We start from the raw sequence: 21,886 nt of genomic DNA, 5'->3' as shown, positions 1-21,886 counted from the left end.
CCCTGGCCTGTAAACAATATTCCTCACTACATTTATCGACATAATATTTGATTTTATAACTTAAACTCAAAAAAGTATTGAAATAAAAAGTCCAGCCGAGACATAAACAGACTGGAGCCGGAGGGCATCCATTTAAAACCTGGATGCCCTCCGGCTTTATCACTGTATACGGTCATTGCCGTGGTGAGGATGCTCACTAACGTCCCGGATAGCTCTCATTATGGCAGAAAGGATATCCATCCTATAGTTCGCATGATAGAAACTTATTCTCGCAGAAGTGGACTTCTTATACATAACTACGTACATGGAAGGAAGGTGAGATAATGTTGCAGCCAGCACGTCTGCCTGACATCTCTCGCAGGTACAGCAGTTATTCTTCTTCATGTATGCAAGTATATCCTCGCTCTTCAGGCACTCCTGCATGATATTTACGATATGAAAGCCCTCATGTTCCTTTGCCTCGCCAAAAACCCGCTCCTCAAGTCTTCTCTGGATGGCATCAGAAAGAATATCTCTGTCCTCTGAGGATTCGACTCTTATGGCTCTCTTCTTTTCCTGGACGACCTCATTTCTCAGATTGATATCATCAATTCCGTAGGGGCGGTAATCAAGTGAAGTACCTCTTAAATCTTCATCCACGGCTTTCTCCGTATCCGTCCGGTCTTTATCTTTTGCACTACCGGATTCGGTGATATCTGAAACCTCCCTGCTGTCGGGAACAAAGATCTTCGGAGCCTGTTTAAGTCCGTTTTTGATGGTACCCGCTATATTTTCCGCAAACTCCTGAGCCTGGTCGACTGATTCAAACCCATCCTTCTCCGGTCTTTCTTCGTTTAATGGTTCTGTACTCACAATTTCCTCCTTTTGGCAGGAGTGGCATCCTATATTCTATAGACTAATCCGTGTCTGCCTCCTGGAACAGATAAAGCTCTGCATCCAGAGGGTATGCATCCACCTGCGCGTTGATGGAAGCTTCATTCAGGTCGTAATAATCTGTAAATATACCTGATCCGGCCTGTCGTGTCATCTCCATAAGTGAGGTATTCCAATAGCCGGCCTCCACTTCACCATCATCAATATAATAAATTACGTCTCCATATTCATTATAACCGAAATGGTAGTGTTCTACATCATTAAAATTATATTCATGAAGCTTTAACTGCCAAAAAGAAATATCATTTACACCCCTGGTTACGATAGCCCAGGCATTTCCATATTGAGGTTCTCTTTTTAGCACTGCACTTTCATCCGAAATGAAATCCAGCTCCATGATGGCATAAAATTCTCTTTCATCCGGATTCCAGAGAAGTATATCCAATACCTGATTATCTGAGGATTCTTTATTTATTACGATTATATCTCTGAATCCGTCTCCATTTAGATCATAAAGTGTAAATGCCGCGTTAGAGGCATTGTACTGAGCCAGTAAGGCCTTCTGATCGGAGGTAACGGTTTGTTTCTTGTTTAAGGCTTTGATCACCTCTTTAAGCTTCTTTTTTGCATCCTTTCTCCAGTCATCGAAGGTGACAAGTTCGGTTCCGTCATCACCCACAAACTTGTCTCCTTTTGCAGTGTAGACATTTCTTTGTTTGATTCCGTTGGTCCCCACATAATATGTTTTACCGGTATCCGGATCCTTTTCCCATTTATCCGTAGACATGAGACCTTGTGAACCGATATAGTACTCATTTCCGCCATAGGTTATCCACTGCTTTTCCACAGGTTCATCATAGGTATAATAGTACCATTTTCCCTTTTCATAAACCCAGCTTTCGGCTGATGCCCTATGGGAGTACACAGATACCATCAAAAGAATTAATATGATGATGAGCATCCCATTCTCCAAAGTTATCCTGTTCTGTTTCATAGTCCTCCCCCTATTAGTCCAGTACCACCGGGGACGGTTCTTGCCGGGAGGGACGGTTCTCTCCGGAGAGAACCGTCCCTCCCGGCAAGAACCGTCCCCGGTGGTACAACGTCTGCGTGACAGCCTTATCGCGAAAAAAGGGCAGGTTCCTGACCAGACCTGCCCCAACAAATATAGACGATTATACGCCCTTAAAATCATTCTTTCTCTGCTCTTCATATCTGCTGATAAGAGTATCCATGATATGAACCAGATGTCCGATCTCAGGCTTGGAAAGCTGTTCATCGGCGCCAAGCTCCTTACCCTTTGCACGCATCTGCTCATCAATAAGCGATGAGAAGATAACAACCGGAATATGACGAAGATGCGGATCTGTCTTAATAAGCTTCGTAAGCCTGTGTCCATCCATCATAGGCATCTCAAGGTCAGTGATAACGATGCTGACCTGTTCATAAACATGTGGATCCTCCCTGATCTCATCCAGATAATTCCAGCATTCCTGTCCATTGTTGAACATATGGATATCCGTAAAGCCCGCTCTCTGGAGAGAATCAAGTATCATCTTCTGAAGAAGGACAGAATCCTCTGCAATAACAACAGGTGCCTCATTGATAGGCCGGTCACCCATCTCATCAATCTCTGAAACCTGAATAGTTGTTTCAGGGGCAATCTCAGCTACGATCTTTTCAAAATCCAGAACTGTTACAAGCTGATCGTCACACTGCGCGATACCTGTGGCTACGGATTGGTCACCGGAACCCAAGGTCTTATCCGGCTTCTGTATACTCTTCCAGGATATGCGGCTGATGCCTTCAATGCTGTCAACACGGAAAGCCACCATCATTTTATTGAAGCCTGTAATGATAAACAGGTCTCTTTCGCCATATTCTTTACGTTCGCCTGTGAGATACTGTCCCAGGTTGATAACTGTGATGAGAACATCTCTTGGTTTGAAGAAACCTTCAACTGCCGGATGTGAATGAGGCATAGGCTTAACCTTCTCCGTCATCATGATCTCTACAACCTTGGCAACATTGATGCCATAGTACTCATTCATGACCTTGAACTTCATGATCTCAATTTCGTTCGTACCGGACTCAAGCAAGATTCCGTCTTTTTTGTTCTTCTTCAATTCAGGTTTCCTCCTAACGGATAAATTTATAAATGTTTCTCCGGACGCCCCGAGGACCTTATCACCACATCCCCCGTAGCCACATCCAGGCTCATTGTTCTTGCATAATTCGCTCCACAGTCCTCTGCAGCGATACGAAAACCTTCCCTTTTCAGTATCTCACGGACAGTAGCCGCGTTTCTTTCACCGATATTACCGAAACTGGCATTGCCGCTGATTTCGAACATCTTTGCTCCCCCGGCGATCTTAACGACCGCCCTGGACTTTAACATCCCAAAAGCTGTCATTTTACGGATAGTCTCAGCAAGGCCTGTATCTGCATATTTCATTAAATTGGGATCATCCTTGTTCTGCCTCACAGGAAGCATGATATGAAGCAGGGCCCCTAACTTCAGAAAAGGATCATAAAATACGATTCCGATACATGAACCAAGGGCATAAGTGATTATCTCTCCCTGTCCACGGGTCAGCTTCATGTCTCCGATCCCGACCTTTAGTTGTCTGTCCATATATTAATCAACCCCAAGCTTTTTCAGTATGTTATTCAGGGATGCGATATCCGGCAGCATCAAAAGCCAGTCTCTGTAGGTTTTACCTTCTATCACAAAATCAGCGGTACAATACATAAGCTTATCAGTCTCATACCCATATTCTGCTATGGGTACCTCGAGTATCGCTCCAAGCATGCTGACGCAGGAGCTTGGAACCGAAAGACTGATATTCAGATCTACAAATTCCGTAAAAGCATTGACATAGGAGCATATGATGATGTTTCCGATTTCAGTCATGGCAGAATATGCCATCTCATCAAACTGCTCAAAGCTCGGATATGTCATGCCCATCATTTTTTCAAAAACGGTATTGGCAAGTTCAAGATTAAACAGGAATAACATTATACCGTTGATGTCATCATCCATCTTAACAAGAGTCGCACCAACAATCTCTTCCACGTTTCCGCCGATGGATTCGACAGCTTCATCATATCCAAGTATCTTAATCTGCGGAAAAGTAATGCGGACCTCCTTTTGGAGCATCTGTGACAGCGACGTTGCCGCATGTCCGGTACCTATACTTCCGATCTCCCTCATGACATCCAGGTCGTGAAGGTTCATTTCCCCATAATCATGTATCCTCATTACCCATTCCCCACTAAATTAATCATCCTCTTAGCTGATTGATGGTACCTTCTATCTCATCCGAAGTTGTCACCATCTTTAAGGCATAGGTAAATGCTCTCTGACTCTCTATGATCTTTGTCATTTCCAATGCCATGTCCGTACCGGAGCTTTCCAAAACTCCACTCTCCAAATGTGGATAGCTCACAAGAGCCGGAGTATTCTGATTGTCACCTTCCCGGACTGCAAGTTCATTGTCCCCTTGACTTATTAATCGGCTGGGATGCGGAAAAGTATAAACGCCAATTCTCGGTTTTTCTTCATTTTCTTGTGTTTCTTCGGTTTCTGTGGTTTCAGCGGTGGTTTCACCATTCTCTTCTTCACTTTTTCCGCGAAGTGTTTCGAAATCGATGACATCCGCCTTCAGCCTTTCTCCGTTCTGATCAAGAACATACTTCCCGGATTCGGTCATTAGATAAAACTCTCCATCCGGCATCAGGCCCCTGTGAAAATGTCCGTTTCTTGTATAAGTTATGGAATTGTCGTTCGGATCCTGAATCATAAAAAATGTATTGTCATCCATGAGACAGAAATCTGTTTCCGAATTGGTGATATTCATACTGCTGAATTTAAAGTTGGTCGGAGTCTCATTAATGATGGCCCCTGCTCCTGCCTGAAGCTCTGTGACTGCTTCTCTCGAATCATTAATGTTATAATTAATAAGCTCTCTGAAATGAGAGTTTTTAGGTTTATAGCCTACTGTATTGATATTGGCAAGGTTATTGGAAACCACGTCAAGACTGTTTTTGAAATGATCAGCCCCAACCGCGCCGGTCCAAAATGACATATTCATATTCTATACTCCTCATCTATTAACGCTGTTTTTGGAGCCTTAATATCTGACACACAGAGGCACAGCTAACCGGCTCTGTTAATACACGTTTCCAAATGTTTATTTATGACATGCGAATGCGGATCTTAATGTCTCCTTATCGATCAATAATTCTTTAGAGTCTTCCAACATCCGAGGAAGATTTTGCCATAACCGAATCGTACATCTTGAGCATCTGTGCTGCACTCTGCAGCGCTCTCTGGGATGAGATCATGGTAGTCATCTCATCCACCATATCAACATTGGCCCTTTCAAGCATTCCCCACATGAGAGAGGTACCATCCTGTCCGTTAACAACATTGGCTGCCTGATTGGTGGAGTACAAACCGTTATCTTCCTTATGTAGCTGTCCATAATCCTGAAAATCCACCAGCTTGATCTGTCCGTAGGATTCACGCTGTTCCGGTTCCTGAGCTTCGGGAGCTTCATTGGAGGGAACTTCGGGTTTTCCCGTGGTTAATGCTGCCTGAGTCTTGTCCACCCAGATGGTTCCGTCTTCAGCAACAGTGAAATTCTCTGTAGGAATACGTATAGGCTGATCATTGGAACCAAGCACACGTCCGAGACCGCTAAGCTCCAGATAACCTTCCTGATCTACGGAAAACGCACCGTCTCTTGTATAACGTACTCCCTGTTCCGTTTGTATGGAGAACCATCCGTTTCCGCCTACGGCAAAATCATATATACCGTCTGTCGGATTGAATGCACCCTGTTCAAAATTCGTATAGGTCTGCTGTGCAGTAACTATCTTCGAAGTTGTGGCAAGATCCGTAGGATTATCCTTGTTATATCTTCCGGTCCGGACAAGCATTTCTTCCTGAAATGTAGTGGAAGTCATAGTATCCTTTTTATAACCTGCCGTCTCTATATTGACCATATTGTTACTGACAACATTGAGTCTTCTCTGCTGTGTAAGCATTCCGGATGTCAGATTGTAAAATCCCTGATACATTCTCGCTCCTTTAAGGGTCCCACCCTTTAAATGACCCACTTAATATTTTAAATAGCGGATCCAAAAAAATACTGAAGTACTCTGTTATGACATCTTTGACATATAGCCCTTAAGCTTCTCTATGGCTATGGAATGAAGCTGGGAAACTCTCGGCTGGCTGATATTCATAACCTCAGCAATCTGATTCATATTTAATTCGTCAACATAGTAAAGAGAAATAACCTTTTTCTCACTATCCTTTAATGAATCAATGGCTTTTGCCAATATTGCTACTGTTTCGTTCTGCAAGAAACTACCCTCCGGCTGTGTGTTTATGTCCTCTGAAGCCACCTGAAACAGAGTCTCATCATTGTCATCATAGGTCATGTCCAGGGACAGAACATTCACCATAGTGCGCATTCTGTCCACCTTTTTGATCTTCTTGACATCCATCTTGTAATACTTGGATATCTCTTCGTCACTGGGCGCGTGTCCCAACTTCCGCTGAAGTTCATCTCTGGCATCCTCGATATTCTTCCGGTCTCTGTGATAGTTTCTCGGCATCCAGTCATTCTTACGTATCAGGTCGATAACCATACCCCTGATACGTCTGGATATGAAGGTTTCGAACTTATTGTCCTTTTCGATATCATATCTGTCGATGGCCTTCATGATTTCAATCACGCCTTCGTTAATGATATCCTCAGCCTGCATGGAATCACTGTAAACATCCCTCATCTGATACGCTACGCTTTTTACTATATAAACGTAGCGCATGGTGAGCTCCTGTTTGATACGGTTATCATGCCGTTTCTGATACAGCCCGAAAAGCTCTTCATTGGTCATCGCTTCGAGATCATCAACTGCTCCCCTGTAAATAGTGTCGATCATATCTCATCCCCTCTAACTTTCGTATATCTATTTCTGTTTCCCTACTTTTCCTCCAGCTTCAGGCTCCCTATCGCCTGGATCTGGACATTGTTTGCAACTTCGTTGAAGGAAAGAACTCTTACCTGAGGATAGAACTGTTCTATAAGGTGATAGAAATGTGCTCTCATAACCTCTGAAGTCAGTATGATGGGAGTCTGTGAGAGTTCTTTGAATTTCTTGACCTCTTCGGATACCTGTCTTACAAGGCTCTGTAAAACATCAGGGCTTAATGCAAGATAATATCCATTTTCACCTTTAGACAGTGAACCTACCATGGATCTTTCCAGATCCGCATCAAGAGTCACTACCTTCATGCTTCCGTCTTCACAATACATTCTTGTGATAGTACGTTTTAATGAGATTCTAACCTGTTCCACCAGCGCGTCGATATCCTTTACCGGTAGTCCCGTCTCTGTGATCACGTCCACCATAGTCTCCACTATGGTCTCAAGATCCTTTATGGATACTCCTTCCTTAAGAAGCATCGTAAGAACCTTTTGTAAGAGATTGTAGGATACCAGTGTCGGGAATGCTTCATTAACAAGCTCCGGCGCTGATTTCTTCAGATTTTCCACAAGACGGAAAACCTCCTGCCTTGTGATAAGTTCGTAACTATGCTGCCTGATAACCTCACTCATGTGGGAAACAAGTACCGATAACGGGTCAATGACGGTATATCCGTACATTTCCGCTCTTTCCCTTTGTTCAGGCTTTATCCATTTACTCGGGATACCGTAGGCCGGTTCGATGGTATCGATACCATCGATCTCCTTTTCAAGATGATCAGGCTCCAGTGCCAGGTAGAAATCCGTAAGAACCTCTCCCACTGCAACTGACTCGCCCTTGATCTTGATCGTATACTCATTAGTTCCAAGCTTGGCACTGTCTCTGAGTCTTACCGACGGAATGACAAATCCCATCTCCTGGGCATATTGTCTTCTGAATACTACAATACGGCTTATAAGTCTTCCTCCCACGGATTCGTCCGCAAGAGGTATGAGACTGTAACCAAAATTCAGTTCGATAGGCTCGACCTGAAGCAAATGATATACGTTGTTAACATCTTTAAAAAATTCTTCCTGTGTTTGCTGAGGTGGTTTCTGTGTCTGCTCTTCCTCCGCAGCTTCAGGCTCCCCGATTCCGACATTTCCGATTCTCTGTCTCGCTCCCTGACTAGCTGACCTGTAGGCCTCTGCCCTGACTGCTTCAGGTGCCTCGAGTATCCTCTGCTGCATTACATATCCCGCTGCGATGAATCCGATACCTACCATAAGGATCTGGAGCAGGGGCATACCCGGAATAATGCAGAGAACACAAATAACACCGCCTGCGATCATAAATGATCTTGGCTGTGCCAAAAACTCCTTTGATATGTCCTCGTTAAGTGATCCCTCTGCCACGGCACGGGTTACGATCATGCCGGTTGCGGTAGAAATAAGAAGTGATGGGATTTGTCCCACAAGACCATCACCAACGGTTGCAATTGTGTATGTGTTTAATACGGTACCTATGTCCTGTCCGGACTGAACGATACCAATGATACTGCCTCCCACTAAGTTTATCGCAGTGGTTATCAGCGACATGACTCCGTCACCTTTAACAATTTTCGTAGCACCGTCCATGGAGCCGTAAAAATCGGATTCTCTTTGAACATTCATTCTACGACGTGCAGCTTCCTGCTCATCGATGAGACCTGCGTTAAGGTCTGAGTCAATGGCCATCTGTTTACCGGGCATAGCATCGAGGTTGAATCTTGCAGAAACCTCTGCTACACGCTCAGCACCCTTTGTGATAACCGTGAAGTTCATGAGAACAATGACGATATAGATTACAAGACCGACAACAACATTTCCCTGCAGAACGAAGTCACCAAAAGCTGCGATGACCTGTCCGGAGGAACCGCCGTTAGACAGGATGTTTCTGGTTGTTGAAACATTGATGCCAAGACGGAACAGTGTAGTCAACAGAAGCAATGAAGGATAAATCGAAAATTCCAACGGACTGTGGATCGTCATCGTGATTACGAGGATCATCATAGATATAGCCATGTTGAGGACTATACAAAGATCCGCCATAAATGGAGGAAGTGGGATGATCAGCAACAGGATGATTACCAGAGCCATAACAACTATGGAATTATCCGCTACAAATTTAGTCCATTTCATAGTCTGTGATCTGTTTCTTTTCTTCTCGTTATTCTATTCTCTATACCTTACGAACAAAACTAAGATATAGTTTCATTATAATATTTTTTTAATAACTTGTCTCGAAAAAGTTATAAAATCTCTTAATTTTTTTCAAAAAATGTTTAATTTGAGCCAAAAAATGCTCAAAATTAATATTTTTAGCCAAGAATTACTTTTGCATCTTGCACAAATCATGATGATTTCCATGCAAAAACAGTAAAAAACCGGGGTATTCCGTCATTATCAGGCCGGCACTTCACCATTATTCTTCTGTTTATAAATATAAACCAGAAGTTCCGCAACAGCACTGTAATAATCAATGGGAATCTCCTGTCCTATTTCGCAGGAAGCATAAAGCGCTCTTGCAAGAGGCCTGTTCTCTATCCAGGGAACATCATTATGTTCTCCTACATCTACGATACGAAGAGCTATAAGGTCAAGGCCCTTTGCCACCACATAGGGTGCGCCCCGTTTTTCGGGATCATATTTGAGTGCCACCGCCACGTGTGTCGGGTTACGGATGATTACATCAGCCTGGGGAACTTCCTGCATCATACGGCGATTGGTCATTTCCCTGTGTTTCTGTTTCATCTTGTTCTTTACTTCAGGATTACCCTCCATCATCTTCATCTCATCCTTGACTTCCTGTTTAGTCATCATGAGATCTTTATGATACTTATATCTCTGATACATATAATCGGCAAATGCTATAACAGAGAATGCAATCACAACCCGGAGTATAAGATCCCAGATGAAGCTCAGCAGTATCAAGGCGGAATTGAAAGGAGTCATATCCAGCATTCTTGCTATGGGTAGCAGCTTATCCTTTATGATCACATACAAAAGAATCAACAGGATTGAGATCTTCAGGATGCTTTTTATTGTCTCTACAACCTTACTGAGAGAAAACAGCTTCTTCATCCCGGATATGGGGTTTAATCTGCTGAATTTAACCTTTGTTGCTTTTTTTGAATAATTAAACCTTGTCTGTACTCCGTGTGCCAGTATGGCAAGTATCACGGAAACCAGCAGTATAGGCATACTGCATACCAGAGCATACAGTATAAATCTGTAGAAAAGTGGCGGTCCTAAGGGGTCATACTTAGTGTACCCTATACACTCTATAACAAATCTGAACATACTGCTTATGAACCTGTAAATAGTTGGCATCATAATCCGGATCATAACAAAAACGCCCAGCAGCATAACCACTGTTGCAACATCTCTGCTCTGACAGACGTTACCTTCTTTTCTTGCCTCGCTTATCTTATGCCCGGTAGGCTCCTCGGTTTTGTCAGCGCCATCATCACCCATTGGTTGTCCTCCTGTTAATGCTACTTATGCTTACAGGTTTGTCCTGTAAAGCAGGAACTACGGGTTACAAACGTTTAGGATACTCACCTGCTATCCGGCAAGGATTCTAACTATTTCATCAAGATGTGTAAACATACCTTCCATTATCCGTATGATCATTTCCGACATCGGAGTAAAAAGCGCCAGAAGCATCATCATACCGGCAATGATCTTCAACTGAAAGTTTACTGAAAAAATATTAAGCTGAGGATTGATCCTCATAAGAATTCCCAGGGATATCTCCGACAAAAGCTCAATTGCAAGTATGGGAAATGCTATCTGAAGCCCCAATACCATGCAGTCAAAAAACAGTTCAAACATGTATCTTGCGATACCGAAATTCAATTGTACTTGTCCAAATGGAATATATTTAACGGAATTAAACAATATGCCAATATATCTTATATGCCCTCCGGAAGTGAAGAACACCATGCTCATAAACATAGCAAGAAGATTGGAGGTTGGTGTGGACTGCTGATTGGAAGAAGGGTCAAATACCTGAGCCATGTTGAGGCCCATCAAAAAGTCAATAACAGTTCCGCCGAAGCGTACAACAGCAAAGGTGATATCCATTCCGAAGCCGATACAGGCACCTATGGCAAGCTCTTTAACCAGTAGTACCCCATATTCAAGAAGTGTTTCCGGTTCCGTATAAAGAAGTCCTTCATTCCAGATGAACATCATGGCAGAAAGCATGAATACAAACATACCCTTTATAGAGGGTGAAAACTCATTTCTGGAGATAACATGGTTAAAGGTGATGACTCCCGAAACACGCATTACTATGTAGCTGAAAAGAATGATCATATCAGCCTCCGGTAGCTATCATATTCAGAATCTTAACAAAAAATTCCTGGATCTTTACAAGTATGGTACTGCCAAGAAGAGAAAGCACTATAAGAATGGACAAAAGCTTCGGCACAAAGGTGAGAGTCTGTTCATTTATGGAGGTGGCAGCACTGAAAATAGCCAGTACTATGCCGACAATCATACTTATCAGCAAAAGAGGCAAAGCTATCTCCAGAGCCAGCATAAAGGTCTCTCTCAATGTGTCAAGTGCAAGTCCGGTGGTCATAATATATCTCCTGTATTTGTATGACAGTTCGGCCTCCGTCCCCATGGTCCAAAGGCCGAACTGTTTACTTATTTCCTATCTGAAACTCCTGATGATGGTGGAAAACATCAATTCCCATCCATTCACGGATATAAACAGCAAAAGCTTGAAAGGCATGGAAACCATTGCAGGCGGCAGCATTACCATACCCATGGCCATAAGGGTCGTGGAAACAACGATATCTATCAGAAGAAACGGCAGATAGATAAGAAAACCTGCAGTAAAGCCTCTTTTAAGCTCTGAGGTCATAAAAGCAGGCGTTATGATGGTAATGGGATAATCTCTCACATCATCCTGAACCGCTACTTCAGCCATCTCCACAAATCTGTCGAGGGTTTCCTTTTCCGTATTTCTGAGCATGAATTCCTTAGCGGGAACCACCATACGTCTGATGCACTCTTCCTGGTTGATCCTTCCAGCTCTGTAAGGCTGATATGCCTGTTCGTTTATCTGGGCAATGGTGGGACTCATGATAAAGAGCGTAAGAAACAGGGCCATACCTGCTATGACCATGTTAGGCGGTGTCTGCTGAACACCCATTGCTGTTCTTGTAAAAGACAGGATAATGATTGTTCGAGTGAACGAAGTCATCATGACGACAATGGATGGCACCAGGGCCACCATCGTCAGCATAAAAATCAAATCCAAGGTCGGAACGTTTCCGCCATTTAATCCGGTCAGTAAATCCCCCATTATTTACTGCTATCCTTTCCGTCTCTGAACTGCTTCCAATATCTGTTCAGATACTGAGAAAAATCGCCGGTCGTATGAGGACCTGTACTCTCTTCCGACAAGAAATCGCCATCGAGCTCCGTGAGGATAGAAACCCCTTGAGAAGAAGAGCTCATAAGATAATTTTTATCATTTATCTTAACGATCAGAAGCAGGCGATCCTGTCCAACTGCAAGCTGATCTATGACTTCCATATATTTTGCGGTTCCGTGGAACTGCCAGGTCTTACCTAAATATCTGCTGCAGACGTAAGCCAGCAGCAGAATAATAACAAATACCAAAAAGCCGGATAAGAGTGAAATAGTACTATACATAATTATCACAAACCTTCCGGACTTATTTCTTTATTGATGATCTCGGTGATACGGATACCAAAGTTATCTTCAACAACAACTATGTCTCCCCGGGCTATGCATTCACCGTTTACATAAAGATCTGCCTGCTCACCGGCCATCTTATCAAGAACCACCAGGGAACCCTGGGTGAATTCAAGTATATCCTTGACAAGCTTCTTGGTTCTTCCGATCTCTACAGAGATATCCAGAGGAACCTTCATAAGCATCTCTCTGTTCTCTTCCTGCTCTTCGCCTTCAACAGAATCGGCATATTCAGGTGAGTTGAGAGACTGAACCTTGACTCCGGGTCTCGGTTCTTTTCTTGCATTCTTTCTGTCTTCCTCCATGTCCTTTATAAGCTGCATCATCTGGGTCTGTGACTGCTGCATCTGGTTAAGAAGCTGCAAGGTCATAGGGTCCGGAGCTGCTGCTACAGTCTGAACGTATTGAGGCTGAGGTATAGGCTGTGTCGCTGCCGCTGCAGGTGCTGGTATAGGCTGTGGTGTGGGTACCGGCTGTGGTGCCGCTGCCGCAGGAGCAGGTACAGGCTGTGGCACCGGGGCTGCGGGTGCAGGCTCGGAGGCTGCTGCTCCACCATGAAGAAGGGCATCCACCGCTGACTGATCCAAAGGTCCTGAAGATGCTGCGGGTGCAGGCTCGGAGGCTGCTGCTTCACCGTGAAGAAGGGCATCCACTGCTGACTGATCCAAAGGCCCTGAGGATGCTGCCGCTGCCGGTGCAGACTCAGGTTCTGAAACCGCCTCCGGGACATCTGCTTCTACTGCCTGTATATCTTCATCATCGTCAGAACTCAGCTCCAGGCCAAACTGCTCGGCAAAGGGCTGAAGCAGTCGCCTCATGAGAGGAACAGGCATGATATTAAGGAATTCACTTTCCAGCTGCTTATCTTCTATTTCAAGGGTGAAGCTAACTACAACCTCGTCATTGTCACCGGGAAAATATTTATCCTTAAATTCTTTTTCGTTTGGAATCTCAAACGATACCGGTGTGGAAATATCTACAGTTGTCCCCAGAAACTCTGAAAGCGCTGTTGCTGAAGAGCCCATCATCTGGTTCATGACTTCACGGATTGCAGACGCATTCATCTCGTCCATCACGAACTCTTCCTCCGGAATATCCATGCCCATCATCATGCTGACGATGACGCGGACATCGTTCCGGCTGAACATCATGACATTTCTTCCGTCAAGACCCTTTACATAAGAAATCTCAACACCGATGGCCGGTTCAAGCTCCCTGAACTCAAACTCATTTCGATTCTGTACCTTTACCTTAGGCGTAGTGATATTGACCTTCGTGCCGAGCATCGTTGATAATGCTGTTGCCGAAGAGCCAAGGCTGATATTCATTATCTCGCCTATGGCGTCGATTTCCATATCATTAAAGCGACCAGCACCCATTCCTACTCTCCTTTACCCCTCAAAATCTAGTAGTTAAGTCTTTATTTCAAGTGCCTTCTGTGCCATCGCCTTCATAGCATTAAGGGCAGTAACGTTCGCTTCATAAGATCTGGTAGCGGACATACTGTCTACTGTTTCCTTCAGTACATCAACATTGGGCATTTCCACATATCCATCCGCATCCGCGTCGGGATGTGAAGGATTGTATACTCGTTTCATCTCACGGGTGTCAGTAATGATCTCCGATACTCTGACTCCCGATCTTGTTTGTGCACGAAAGCCTCTGCCTCGCTGGGCATTCCTGAATGCATCCGCGAAAGATCCCTCTCCGAAGCTCTCAAACACAACATCCTTACGCTGATACGCGCCGCCTGCTTCAGTGCGGGTAGTATCAACATTAGCTATATTCTCAGCAGCTATATCCATCCTGAGACGCTGGGCACTCATTCCGGAGGCTGCTATATCGAACGAACTCAAAAATGACATATCATTCCCTCTCTTCCAGGAAAGTACAAAGAAATATGTCGTTCAGGTTCATTTAAGCACCAAGAATATTCTTTACTGTAGAAGTGATTCTTTCTGCATTAAATGGCTTTACAACGAAATCCTTTGCACCGGACTTTATAGCATCAACAACCATTGATTCCTGTCCCATTGCGGTACACATAACGATCTTTGCATCCGGATGAGCTTCTCTGATCTTCTTAAGCGCCTGAAGACCATCCATATTGGGCATGGTGATATCCATGATAACAAGGTCAGGATTCTCCTCATCATACTTCTTTACTGCTTCGGCACCATCCTGTGCCTCAACATATTCACAATCAGCAAAGCCGCCCTTTGTAAGGGAATTCTTAACCATCATACGCATGAATGCAGCATCATCAACAAGCATAATCTTAGCCATACTTTTTTCTCCTAGCTTTTAATAAAATGTACGTAATATATCATGAACTGTTAGAGCGACATCATCCTGTCTTCTGCTCAACAGACTCACTTAAAAGATCCGCGATAATCTCCTCCGTGGGTTTATCTTTACCCATCGGTCTTATTCTGTCTTCAATACGTACCGCGATGTTTTTCTTATGGACTCCCATAGTTCCCGTGAACCAGGGTTGTCTGCCCACATACAGCTTGACCTGGCTTTTGGTGGATTTGTTCAGATCTATAACATCCCCAACCTGTAAATGATAAATATCACTTATATCAAGCTTTATAACTCCAAGCTGACCTGTGATAGGGAACTTGGTATCCTTTATATGATTCATGATAACATCGGAATTGTTCTCGTAAGAGAAACCTCTTGCGATATGCTTACGGTTATCTATGATCTTAAAGATATGTTCAAGCAGAGTACCCGGTATGCAGAGTCTTATCTTCTCTGCCGCTATTCCGGAAACGTCTACATTGAGAACCAGGATAACAACCGTCTCATCAAGACCTATTTCCTGAGTCATGGAGGGATTTTCCTCCACTCTCTGCATCTTGAATTCAATGTTTATGTAGTTGGAGAATCCATCGTCCATGGAATGTATAACATAGTCAAGCACCCTCTTGTAAAGCGCCATCTCTACGTCGGAATAACGATAATTATCCTCTACACGAATAACCGAATCTCCTCCTCCCAACATATGGTTTATAAGGGTAATGATAAGACCCGGTGTGCAATATATCATGAGAGGCACATTGCTCTTGCCCTTTTCGTCGATATAAGCATCAACGATGGTCATGCAGTCATTCTCATGGAACATGTTTACATACTCATAGTAACGGCTCTCTCTGAGCTCTATAACAGTGATATCCGTAAGTACGCGGAATACACCGTTTACCTGAGATGTAAGGATTCTCGCATAGTTCTCATAAATACTTCTAAGGAGCTTGATCTTATCCTTTGTAAACTTACGAGGACTGTAGAAATCATACTTATTAAAGTTTTCTTCTTTCTTTTCCGGCTCTGCTGCTTTGGTTACCTCTGCTTTTTCCTCTTTGGGAGAGGAACCGCCGCCACCGGCCATTGATTTCAGAAGTTCATCAATCTGACTCTGGGATAATACGTCTGCCATATGTTAAACACCCCTCTGTTTATCATACCAGGTTAATACACCTCTTTACGCGGCAGACGTAATAAAAAACTACGGTCCGGCCTGTAAAGCGGCATCCAGTGAATTTAGATCATTCACTGCGTTTGCTGCATAACTTTCTAAATCAGCCTGACCCGACACTCCCTCGGCGGATGAGGTAACAGACGATGTATCACTTCCTCCGGCAGGAGTCAGCATCACCGTATTTTCACTTATACCGGCAGACAATCCATCATCTGCCGTTGCTACGCTTTCACCGGTTGTAATGATAGTGGTGTCAGCGTTAATGCCTTCATTCAATTCCTTATAATACTCATCCAGATCCCTGACATCACCGTCCTTATCTATGATCAGTATCTCAACCCTTCGATTGGCAGCTCTTCCCTCAGCCGTGTTATTGTCTTCAAGGGGTCTGAACTGTCCGTATCCAATGCTTACCAGCTTATCCGGATCCAGGAATTCCTTATTCTGTATGTAGATACAAACCTCTGCGGCTCTCATGGAGCTAAGCATGCGGTCATTTCTTGCATTGTTTATCTTATTAGGATCAGCCTGTGCGGTATGACCCATTACATTCAGCTGTGATATCAATTCATTATCGTTTCTTATTGTATCACATAATATATCCAGTGTCTTCTGTCCTTGTTCTGATAATACAGAGCTGTCACCGGCAAAAAAGGCTTTGTCCTTAAAAACCACGAAGGTGTAGTCTTCACCCCGGGTTACGGTTACCCCTTCGATGCCTGCCTCGTTAAGCTTTTGGGCTATCTGAAGATAAATCTCGGACAGATCCGACTCCTTCAGAAGATTCTCATCTATCTCGGGATTTCCTACGATACCCTCCGGCGGAACTCCTTCTTCCACCACCTGTGCGTTGACAAGGGCATTATCCTGAGCTTCAGCGGCTCTCTCACTTGGGGTTTTGCCGTCAGGGTATATGCTTCGCACAAAAAGATCCCATTTCTGGCTGTCTACACTTGACATGGAGTACAAAAGAACGAAAAAGCACAGAAGCAAGGTTACGAGGTCACCATATGTGTCCATCCAGCTTCCGCCTTCGTCACCTCCTCCGCCTTTCTTTTTCATCTGTTATTTACCTCCTCCGTCGGCCTTCTTGAGCAGCTTGGTCTGCTGTCCTCTCTGCAGTGATGCAAGAAGATGCTCTCTTATGTACTTGGGGTTCTCACCTGACTGAATGGATATAACTCCTTCGATAACCGTAGAGCAGTAAAGAACCTCCTCACCCTCTCTCACCGCAAGCTTCTGGGCGATAGGGTGGAATATTACGTTGGATAATGCAGATCCATAGAAGGTTGTGATAAGCGCAACACCCATGTCCTGTCCGAGGGAGCTTGCTCCACCGGATCCGGAAAGATCCATGCCCTTAAGCATGTTTACAAGTCCAACCAGTGTGCCGATCATTCCGAAGGCCGGTGCAAGAGCCGATCCCTTAATATACATGCCTCTTGCTTCATCATGGCGGGACATCATATCCTCAACCTGCCTTTCAAGTACAAATCTGACTTTATCCGGATCGTTTGCATCTACTATCATAAGTACTGCAGCTTTGAAAAACGGTTCCTTTATCTCTCCGGCCTTCTCTTCCAGTGCCAGCAGTCCGCTCTGTCTTGCTATCATCGCCAGATCTACTATCTGCTCCACAGTCTTCGGAACATCATACTTTTTACTGCCTCTCAGGCAGGTTCCTATGTGCTTGGGAACATCCTTAAGCATCCTGAAGGGATAACATGCTATAAGACTTGCAATAGTACCTCCAACAACGATGACGAAAGACGGCTGATCCCAAAAGTTCCCCAGCTTTTCCACGGTGATACCGTTTACAATTAGAGCTGCTGCCAAAAACCAGCCGATCAAAAGCGTTAAATCCATCTACCTAAGCCTCCTGTAAACCCACCTGTTTTATCCGGCATGGATACTCTTTTCCCTGAAAATCACTACCTCATGCAGGAATCTCATGATCTGTTCTTCGATGTCCTCCAATGTATTCTTAACCAGATAATAATCACCTGTTGTGAGCTTCACCTTGGTTTCAGGTATCTTTTCTATCGACAATATCTGGAGATAATTTACGTACAGCGGTTCACCGTTTAATCGGATGAGTTCTATCATAAAATAGTATTCCTTCTCAAATTATCGGCTATAGCGGCGTTATATATAACGCCACTATCAAGATTTTTATGCTATTTAAGTGATATTATAAGTTTATCCTATTTATTATAAGTTTATCTCTTCATATTTACAAGCTCCTGCAGAATTTCGTCAGAAACCGTAATAACTTTGGAATTAGCCTGGAAACCTCTCTGAGAGGTGATCATATCGGTAAATTCCTTTGCGAGATCAACATTGGAGTTCTCAAGGTAGCCTGCCATAAGAGTAGGTGTAGCACCAACGCCCGGCTCGGTTGCTGTTACATTACCGGTATTGTCACTTGCCGCAGTTGTGAAGGTATTGTTTCCGGCCTTCATGAGACCCTCCTGGTTCTGGAAGGAAGCGATGGCAACTTTTCCTATAACTATGGAGATTTCTTTAGTAATCTCATCTTCAGCTCCGCTTGTTTTAACCTTCTGTTCGACTATCGCCTTGATTACACCATCATTTCCTATCTCAATGCTCTTGATTGGCATTGAAGGAAGAGTTGCAAAATCAGCGTCAGATGTCGCTTTACGAGTATAAGAAATATCGCCTGTAGAATCATCTTTTTCCACCGTAATAACTGTTTTACCTGCACTAGGTGCCCTCAGAGGAACAAGATTTCTATAATCAGCTGAAGTACCCGAGTCTCCATCACCTGAGTTATTACCTCCTGAGTTATTACCTCCTGAGTTATTACCTCCTGCGTTATTACCTCCTGAGTTCTCATTAACTGTTTTTCCATAAGTCTCAGCATCTGTATAGTAATCCGGTCTGAATCCATATACAAAATTTCCATTGGAATCAACGATCATACCATTACTATCAACATTGAACTGACCTACTCTTGTATAATAAAAATTGGTTGCTTTCATTGTGGTTGTAGTTTTAGTAACACCTTCATTGGAGCTGTTTATATCCACCTGAATTCCGCTTACATCATTCTGCGGACTCGTAATGAAAAATCCGGGTCCATTTATGGAAGCATTAAAGCCACCTATATAGGAAGGTGTTGAAGATGTGAAATCCGTGGCTATACTTCCTGTCAGTGAACCATAACCATATTGAGCAGCATTTTTACCGCCTGTAACGGCTACATTTCCATTATTATTTCCATTATTAACAGTTTTTTGTGTTCCTGATGCTGAAGCATTGGTCGTATGATACAGAGTATCCTTAAAGGAGTAACTCTGAGCTTTGAAGCCAAAGGTATTGACATTGGCAATATTGTTGGATAATACATCCATCTTGCCCTGATGTGCTCTTAATCCTGCAACTGCTGCATCCATTGCTCTTAACATAATTCTAAATCCTTTCTGTAACCGGAACAGGTTTTTGCGGCATCCCAACCGCATGATCACTGTTCACCTTATTCATCCTGATAAGTTTCTCGATAGAACGGCGCGATTCCGGAGCCGTCACTTCGGGACGGGCTCCCGGCATCCTGAAAAGGTCCTGCCTACATAAATACCGCGCTGTCTATATTTGTAAGTGTTTTGTTTCTCATATCGTCCTCTGCCATGGTAGTCACCACAACATTGTTTGGAACATTTACTATGAAAATGCCCTGACGGCCGATAACCGCTACATCCCTGGCGCCTTTCTTTTTCGCCTCCGAAACTGCATTCCTGAGATCATCCATAAGACCGTCATTCATCTCTATGTTTCTCTCCGAAAGACGTCTCACAGCGTGCTTACTGAAGCTTAAATCTTCCGTTGTCTCTTTCTGCAGTTTAGTCAATTGTTCCTGAAAGGAAGTACCGGTATCTTCTGTGCTGACTGCGGAAGTCTTTTTTGTGAGATTACTGTACTCTACCGACTGCAGTCTCCTAGAAGTTAGATCAAAATCCATATCTTTCCTTTCTTCAATATTCTTTTTTACCCATCCGGCTGTTTTATGGTTCTTCAGAAGATGGTCCTGCAGGTGATGTGTCTACAGGTGATGGTCCTGCAGCTGAACTGCCGCTGCTGTTTTTGATACTTGCGATATCAGACAGCTTATAATCTGTGGTATCGTTCTGTAACCTGATAATAGGTTCATCATCTGTAAGATGTACAGATTCCACAATGCCTGTTTTGGTTGTGGTCTGCTGTCCCGATCCGGCTTCACCTTCCACAAGTACCGTTACCTCTTTACCAATCATCCCGACGGAGTAACTCTGCTGTGCAAAATCGATCTGACTGTCAACTGCTTTCGTCATGGATGTAAGTGACTGTACCATGGCCATCTGTGACATCTGTGCAAGAAGCTCACTGTTATCCATTGGGTTTGTCATATCCTGGCTTGCCAGCTGTGCTGACAAAAGCTTAAAGTAACTGGTTATGTTCAGAGTATTCTTATCGGTGGTTTCTGCGGTATAGCTTCCGGTATTGTAAGGACTGGTACTTCCGGATACTCCCGAAACATCTGCCATATACTTCTCCTTTCTGATTCACATCTTCATGAATCGGCTTTTAATAATGTTTTTTAGTTAACCTCACACAAGTCCGAGTCTCATCTGATGAAGAAATGCTGTATTGCTTGTCTCATCGGTCCTTGACTGCTGCTCATTCTGGCGTGATCTCTGCTGTTCTCTGTTCTCATTTGACTCTCTTCCCTCAGCCATGTCATGCTTTGTGTTGCTCTGCTGTGTATTTGGCACAAACACATCAGTCTGCTGTCCTGTCTTCTGCTGAATGATATTTGCCATCTGAGGAGCACTCTGGGTAAGCATCTCCAGGGTCTTACTGTTTGTGGCACTTATAGATACCGCTGCATGTCCGCTGTCGTAATTCACATTGATGGTGATCTTACCGAGATTTTCAGGATCAAGCTCTATGGTAAGCTGACCGTTCTTTGATGGGAATCTTGAAGAAACAAGATTTGTAAGGTCATCTGTAAGAGTTGATTCTGTTGTACGCATCATCATGGTCTCGTTTGTGCCTACAGGTAATTCCTGCTGTGCTGTGGTTTTCTGAGTCTGAGTAGCAAATCCTACCGGAACTGCTGCTGTCGGATCCTGAGCTGTCTCAGTATTTGCTTCTGTATTTGTTTCCTTATTTGTGTCAGTCTTTGAAGCACCGGGACCCTTCTCAGCTTTTAATGTCTTTTCGATAGTGGTGTCACCCGGTCTTCCCGTAGGTCCGTTGGTGTCGTTGGAAGGTTCTCCTTTAGGATAACTGCCGCTGCTTGATACGATGTGTCCCTGGCCTTCAAGGCTCTTTAGTATTTCCTCGGGGCTCTTTCCTGTGTCATCAACGTTTCCTTTTCTGTTAAACGCTGTAGCACTGTTTCCCTTTGTGTCACTAACGTCACTGTCTACTTTTGTGTCACTGACCTTGTTCTCGGTTTTGGAATCTGTGACAGCAGCGCCGTTTCTTTCAGTCTCAAGTGCTGTCTTCTTTACTGCTTCCGTATCTTCGCCGTTTTTATTATCCAATGTGATGGACCTTCCATCCTCGGTGGGAACGGCATTCTGCAGTACCGGCACAGGTCCTGTGGAATCATCGGAAACTTTTGATGAAGCAATTACTGTAGGTGCTTTCGCCTCTGTAACAAGCTTCTCGGTTACCAGTTCAACCTTGCCATCCGAAACAGGACTTATCTTATCGGCTTCCATAGAATTCACCAGCGCCTGAAGCGAAGCTATGTTCTCCCCGGCTGCCG

Annotated in this window: 25 protein-coding genes; all 25 read right to left on the bottom strand. The window is 44.0% G+C overall.

The genetic code is table 11. The annotated features are described in order from the left end of the window. Positions 1–159 precede the first annotated feature (159 nt). Complete coding sequence (locus tag G625_RS0117300; RefSeq protein WP_029202101.1) at positions 160–852, bottom strand: late competence development ComFB family protein; 693 nt, start codon at positions 850–852, stop codon at positions 160–162. A gap of 43 nt (positions 853–895) precedes the next feature. Further along, a complete protein-coding gene (locus G625_RS0117295; protein ID WP_029202100.1) occupies positions 896–1,867 on the bottom strand; it encodes a hypothetical protein in 972 nt (323 codons plus the stop codon). A gap of 181 nt (positions 1,868–2,048) precedes the next feature. After that, complete coding sequence (locus G625_RS0117290; RefSeq protein ID WP_084152987.1) at positions 2,049–2,939, bottom strand: chemotaxis protein; 891 nt, start codon at positions 2,937–2,939, stop codon at positions 2,049–2,051. An 86-nt stretch (positions 2,940–3,025) separates the two neighbouring features. Next, positions 3,026–3,508 (bottom strand): chemotaxis protein CheD, encoded by a 483-nt coding sequence (locus G625_RS0117285; protein ID WP_029202098.1) that lies wholly within the window; start codon positions 3,506–3,508, stop codon positions 3,026–3,028. 3 nt (positions 3,509–3,511) lie between these two features. Beyond that, positions 3,512–4,135, bottom strand: a complete 624-nt coding sequence (locus tag G625_RS0117280; protein WP_029202097.1) for a chemotaxis protein CheC — start codon at positions 4,133–4,135, stop codon at positions 3,512–3,514. Between the two features lie 22 nt (positions 4,136–4,157). Next, positions 4,158–4,967 (bottom strand): flagellar hook-basal body protein, encoded by an 810-nt coding sequence (locus tag G625_RS0117275; RefSeq protein ID WP_029202096.1) that lies wholly within the window; start codon positions 4,965–4,967, stop codon positions 4,158–4,160. Positions 4,968–5,121: 154 nt separating this feature from the next. Continuing rightward, on the bottom strand, positions 5,122–5,958 hold the full coding sequence (locus G625_RS0117270) for a flagellar hook-basal body protein (RefSeq protein WP_029202095.1): 837 nt from the start codon (positions 5,956–5,958) through the stop codon (positions 5,122–5,124). Between the two features lie 84 nt (positions 5,959–6,042). Continuing rightward, positions 6,043–6,828: a sigma-70 family RNA polymerase sigma factor gene (locus G625_RS0117265; protein WP_044933444.1), complete on the bottom strand. Its 786-nt coding sequence runs from the start codon at positions 6,826–6,828 to the stop codon at positions 6,043–6,045. A gap of 41 nt (positions 6,829–6,869) precedes the next feature. Beyond that, on the bottom strand, positions 6,870–9,032 hold the full coding sequence (flhA, locus tag G625_RS0117260) for a flagellar biosynthesis protein FlhA (RefSeq protein ID WP_029202093.1): 2,163 nt from the start codon (positions 9,030–9,032) through the stop codon (positions 6,870–6,872). A gap of 264 nt (positions 9,033–9,296) precedes the next feature. After that, positions 9,297–10,367, bottom strand: a complete 1,071-nt coding sequence (gene flhB, locus G625_RS0117255) for a flagellar biosynthesis protein FlhB (protein ID WP_029202092.1) — start codon at positions 10,365–10,367, stop codon at positions 9,297–9,299. A 90-nt stretch (positions 10,368–10,457) separates the two neighbouring features. Beyond that, positions 10,458–11,213, bottom strand: a complete 756-nt coding sequence (locus G625_RS0117250; RefSeq protein ID WP_029202091.1) for a flagellar biosynthetic protein FliR — start codon at positions 11,211–11,213, stop codon at positions 10,458–10,460. 1 nt (position 11,214) lies between these two features. Beyond that, the gene (locus tag G625_RS0117245; RefSeq protein WP_029202090.1) at positions 11,215–11,481 is read right to left on the bottom strand and encodes a flagellar biosynthetic protein FliQ; all 267 of its coding nucleotides are present in this window, start codon (positions 11,479–11,481) and stop codon (positions 11,215–11,217) included. A gap of 75 nt (positions 11,482–11,556) precedes the next feature. Beyond that, positions 11,557–12,213, bottom strand: a complete 657-nt coding sequence (fliP, locus tag G625_RS0117240) for a flagellar type III secretion system pore protein FliP (protein ID WP_029202089.1) — start codon at positions 12,211–12,213, stop codon at positions 11,557–11,559. After that, on the bottom strand, positions 12,213–12,566 hold the full coding sequence (locus G625_RS20715) for a FliO/MopB family protein (protein WP_049895995.1): 354 nt from the start codon (positions 12,564–12,566) through the stop codon (positions 12,213–12,215). The genes fliP and G625_RS20715 overlap by 1 nt, the downstream gene beginning before the upstream one ends. Before the next feature lie 5 nt (positions 12,567–12,571). After that, positions 12,572–14,008, bottom strand: a complete 1,437-nt coding sequence (gene fliN, locus G625_RS0117230; protein ID WP_029202088.1) for a flagellar motor switch protein FliN — start codon at positions 14,006–14,008, stop codon at positions 12,572–12,574. Between the two features lie 33 nt (positions 14,009–14,041). Then, positions 14,042–14,494, bottom strand: a complete 453-nt coding sequence (gene flgC / locus G625_RS0117225) for a flagellar basal body rod protein FlgC (RefSeq protein WP_029202087.1) — start codon at positions 14,492–14,494, stop codon at positions 14,042–14,044. 52 nt (positions 14,495–14,546) lie between these two features. Next, entirely contained in the window at positions 14,547–14,915 is a 369-nt protein-coding gene (locus G625_RS0117220; RefSeq protein WP_029202086.1) for a response regulator, read from the bottom strand. Between the two features lie 61 nt (positions 14,916–14,976). Further along, positions 14,977–16,071, bottom strand: a complete 1,095-nt coding sequence (locus G625_RS0117215; protein ID WP_029202085.1) for a flagellar motor switch protein FliM — start codon at positions 16,069–16,071, stop codon at positions 14,977–14,979. 69 nt (positions 16,072–16,140) lie between these two features. Then, positions 16,141–17,175 carry an OmpA/MotB family protein gene (locus tag G625_RS20710; protein WP_084152983.1) on the bottom strand — a complete coding sequence of 345 codons (1,035 nt, stop codon included), beginning with the start codon at positions 17,173–17,175 and terminating at the stop codon, positions 16,141–16,143. A gap of 3 nt (positions 17,176–17,178) precedes the next feature. After that, positions 17,179–17,979, bottom strand: a complete 801-nt coding sequence (locus G625_RS0117205; RefSeq protein WP_029202084.1) for a motility protein A — start codon at positions 17,977–17,979, stop codon at positions 17,179–17,181. 30 nt (positions 17,980–18,009) lie between these two features. After that, positions 18,010–18,219 (bottom strand): flagellar FlbD family protein, encoded by a 210-nt coding sequence (locus G625_RS0117200; RefSeq protein ID WP_029202083.1) that lies wholly within the window; start codon positions 18,217–18,219, stop codon positions 18,010–18,012. Between the two features lie 113 nt (positions 18,220–18,332). Further along, positions 18,333–19,541 (bottom strand): flagellar hook-basal body complex protein, encoded by a 1,209-nt coding sequence (locus G625_RS0117195; RefSeq protein WP_029202082.1) that lies wholly within the window; start codon positions 19,539–19,541, stop codon positions 18,333–18,335. A gap of 158 nt (positions 19,542–19,699) precedes the next feature. Further along, positions 19,700–20,092: a TIGR02530 family flagellar biosynthesis protein gene (locus tag G625_RS0117185; protein ID WP_044933441.1), complete on the bottom strand. Its 393-nt coding sequence runs from the start codon at positions 20,090–20,092 to the stop codon at positions 19,700–19,702. Between the two features lie 43 nt (positions 20,093–20,135). Further along, a complete protein-coding gene (locus tag G625_RS20705; RefSeq protein WP_044933439.1) occupies positions 20,136–20,654 on the bottom strand; it encodes a flagellar hook assembly protein FlgD in 519 nt (172 codons plus the stop codon). Positions 20,655–20,717: 63 nt separating this feature from the next. Next, positions 20,718–21,886: flagellar hook-length control protein FliK (locus G625_RS21705; RefSeq protein ID WP_029202080.1), on the bottom strand; the 1,169-nt coding region annotated here is incomplete at its 5' end.

Origin of the sequence: Oribacterium sp. NK2B42, from assembly GCF_000424445.1 — a bacterium.
GTDB lineage: Bacteria > Bacillota > Clostridia > Lachnospirales > Lachnospiraceae > Oribacterium.
The sequence above is the reverse complement of the archived record's forward strand: the minus strand, read 5'-3'. Positions and strand labels throughout refer to the sequence as shown.

Excerpts from the sequence above, each read along its gene's own strand:
- G625_RS0117220 (WP_029202086.1), bottom strand. The coding sequence starts at position 14,915 with ATGGCTAAGATTATGCTTGTTGATGATGCTGCATTCATGCGTATGATG.
- G625_RS0117275 (WP_029202096.1), bottom strand. The coding sequence starts at position 4,967 with ATGAATATGTCATTTTGGACCGGCGCGGTTGGGGCTGATCATTTCAAA.
- G625_RS0117185 (WP_044933441.1), bottom strand. The coding sequence starts at position 20,092 with ATGGATTTTGATCTAACTTCTAGGAGACTGCAGTCGGTAGAGTACAGT.
- G625_RS0117250 (WP_029202091.1), bottom strand. The coding sequence starts at position 11,213 with ATGATCATTCTTTTCAGCTACATAGTAATGCGTGTTTCGGGAGTCATC.
- G625_RS20705 (WP_044933439.1), bottom strand. The coding sequence starts at position 20,654 with ATGGCAGATGTTTCGGGAGTATCCGGAAGTACCAGTCCTTACAATACC.
- G625_RS0117205 (WP_029202084.1), bottom strand. The coding sequence starts at position 17,979 with ATGGATTTAACGCTTTTGATCGGCTGGTTTTTGGCAGCAGCTCTAATT.
- G625_RS0117295 (WP_029202100.1), bottom strand. The coding sequence starts at position 1,867 with ATGAAACAGAACAGGATAACTTTGGAGAATGGGATGCTCATCATCATA.
- flhA (WP_029202093.1), bottom strand. The coding sequence starts at position 9,032 with ATGAAATGGACTAAATTTGTAGCGGATAATTCCATAGTTGTTATGGCT.
- G625_RS0117270 (WP_029202095.1), bottom strand. The coding sequence starts at position 5,958 with ATGTATCAGGGATTTTACAATCTGACATCCGGAATGCTTACACAGCAG.
- G625_RS0117265 (WP_044933444.1), bottom strand. The coding sequence starts at position 6,828 with ATGATCGACACTATTTACAGGGGAGCAGTTGATGATCTCGAAGCGATG.
- G625_RS20715 (WP_049895995.1), bottom strand. The coding sequence starts at position 12,566 with ATGTATAGTACTATTTCACTCTTATCCGGCTTTTTGGTATTTGTTATT.
- G625_RS0117290 (WP_084152987.1), bottom strand. The coding sequence starts at position 2,939 with ATGAAGTTCAAGGTCATGAATGAGTACTATGGCATCAATGTTGCCAAG.
- G625_RS0117245 (WP_029202090.1), bottom strand. The coding sequence starts at position 11,481 with ATGACCACCGGACTTGCACTTGACACATTGAGAGAGACCTTTATGCTG.
- G625_RS0117215 (WP_029202085.1), bottom strand. The coding sequence starts at position 16,071 with ATGGCAGACGTATTATCCCAGAGTCAGATTGATGAACTTCTGAAATCA.
- G625_RS0117285 (WP_029202098.1), bottom strand. The coding sequence starts at position 3,508 with ATGGACAGACAACTAAAGGTCGGGATCGGAGACATGAAGCTGACCCGT.
- G625_RS20710 (WP_084152983.1), bottom strand. The coding sequence starts at position 17,175 with ATGAAAAAGAAAGGCGGAGGAGGTGACGAAGGCGGAAGCTGGATGGAC.
- G625_RS0117195 (WP_029202082.1), bottom strand. The coding sequence starts at position 19,541 with ATGTTAAGAGCAATGGATGCAGCAGTTGCAGGATTAAGAGCACATCAG.
- G625_RS0117280 (WP_029202097.1), bottom strand. The coding sequence starts at position 4,135 with ATGAGGATACATGATTATGGGGAAATGAACCTTCACGACCTGGATGTC.
- fliN (WP_029202088.1), bottom strand. The coding sequence starts at position 14,008 with ATGGGTGCTGGTCGCTTTAATGATATGGAAATCGACGCCATAGGCGAG.
- G625_RS0117200 (WP_029202083.1), bottom strand. The coding sequence starts at position 18,219 with ATGATAGAACTCATCCGATTAAACGGTGAACCGCTGTACGTAAATTAT.
- flhB (WP_029202092.1), bottom strand. The coding sequence starts at position 10,367 with ATGGGTGATGATGGCGCTGACAAAACCGAGGAGCCTACCGGGCATAAG.
- flgC (WP_029202087.1), bottom strand. The coding sequence starts at position 14,494 with ATGTCATTTTTGAGTTCGTTCGATATAGCAGCCTCCGGAATGAGTGCC.
- fliP (WP_029202089.1), bottom strand. The coding sequence starts at position 12,213 with ATGGGGGATTTACTGACCGGATTAAATGGCGGAAACGTTCCGACCTTG.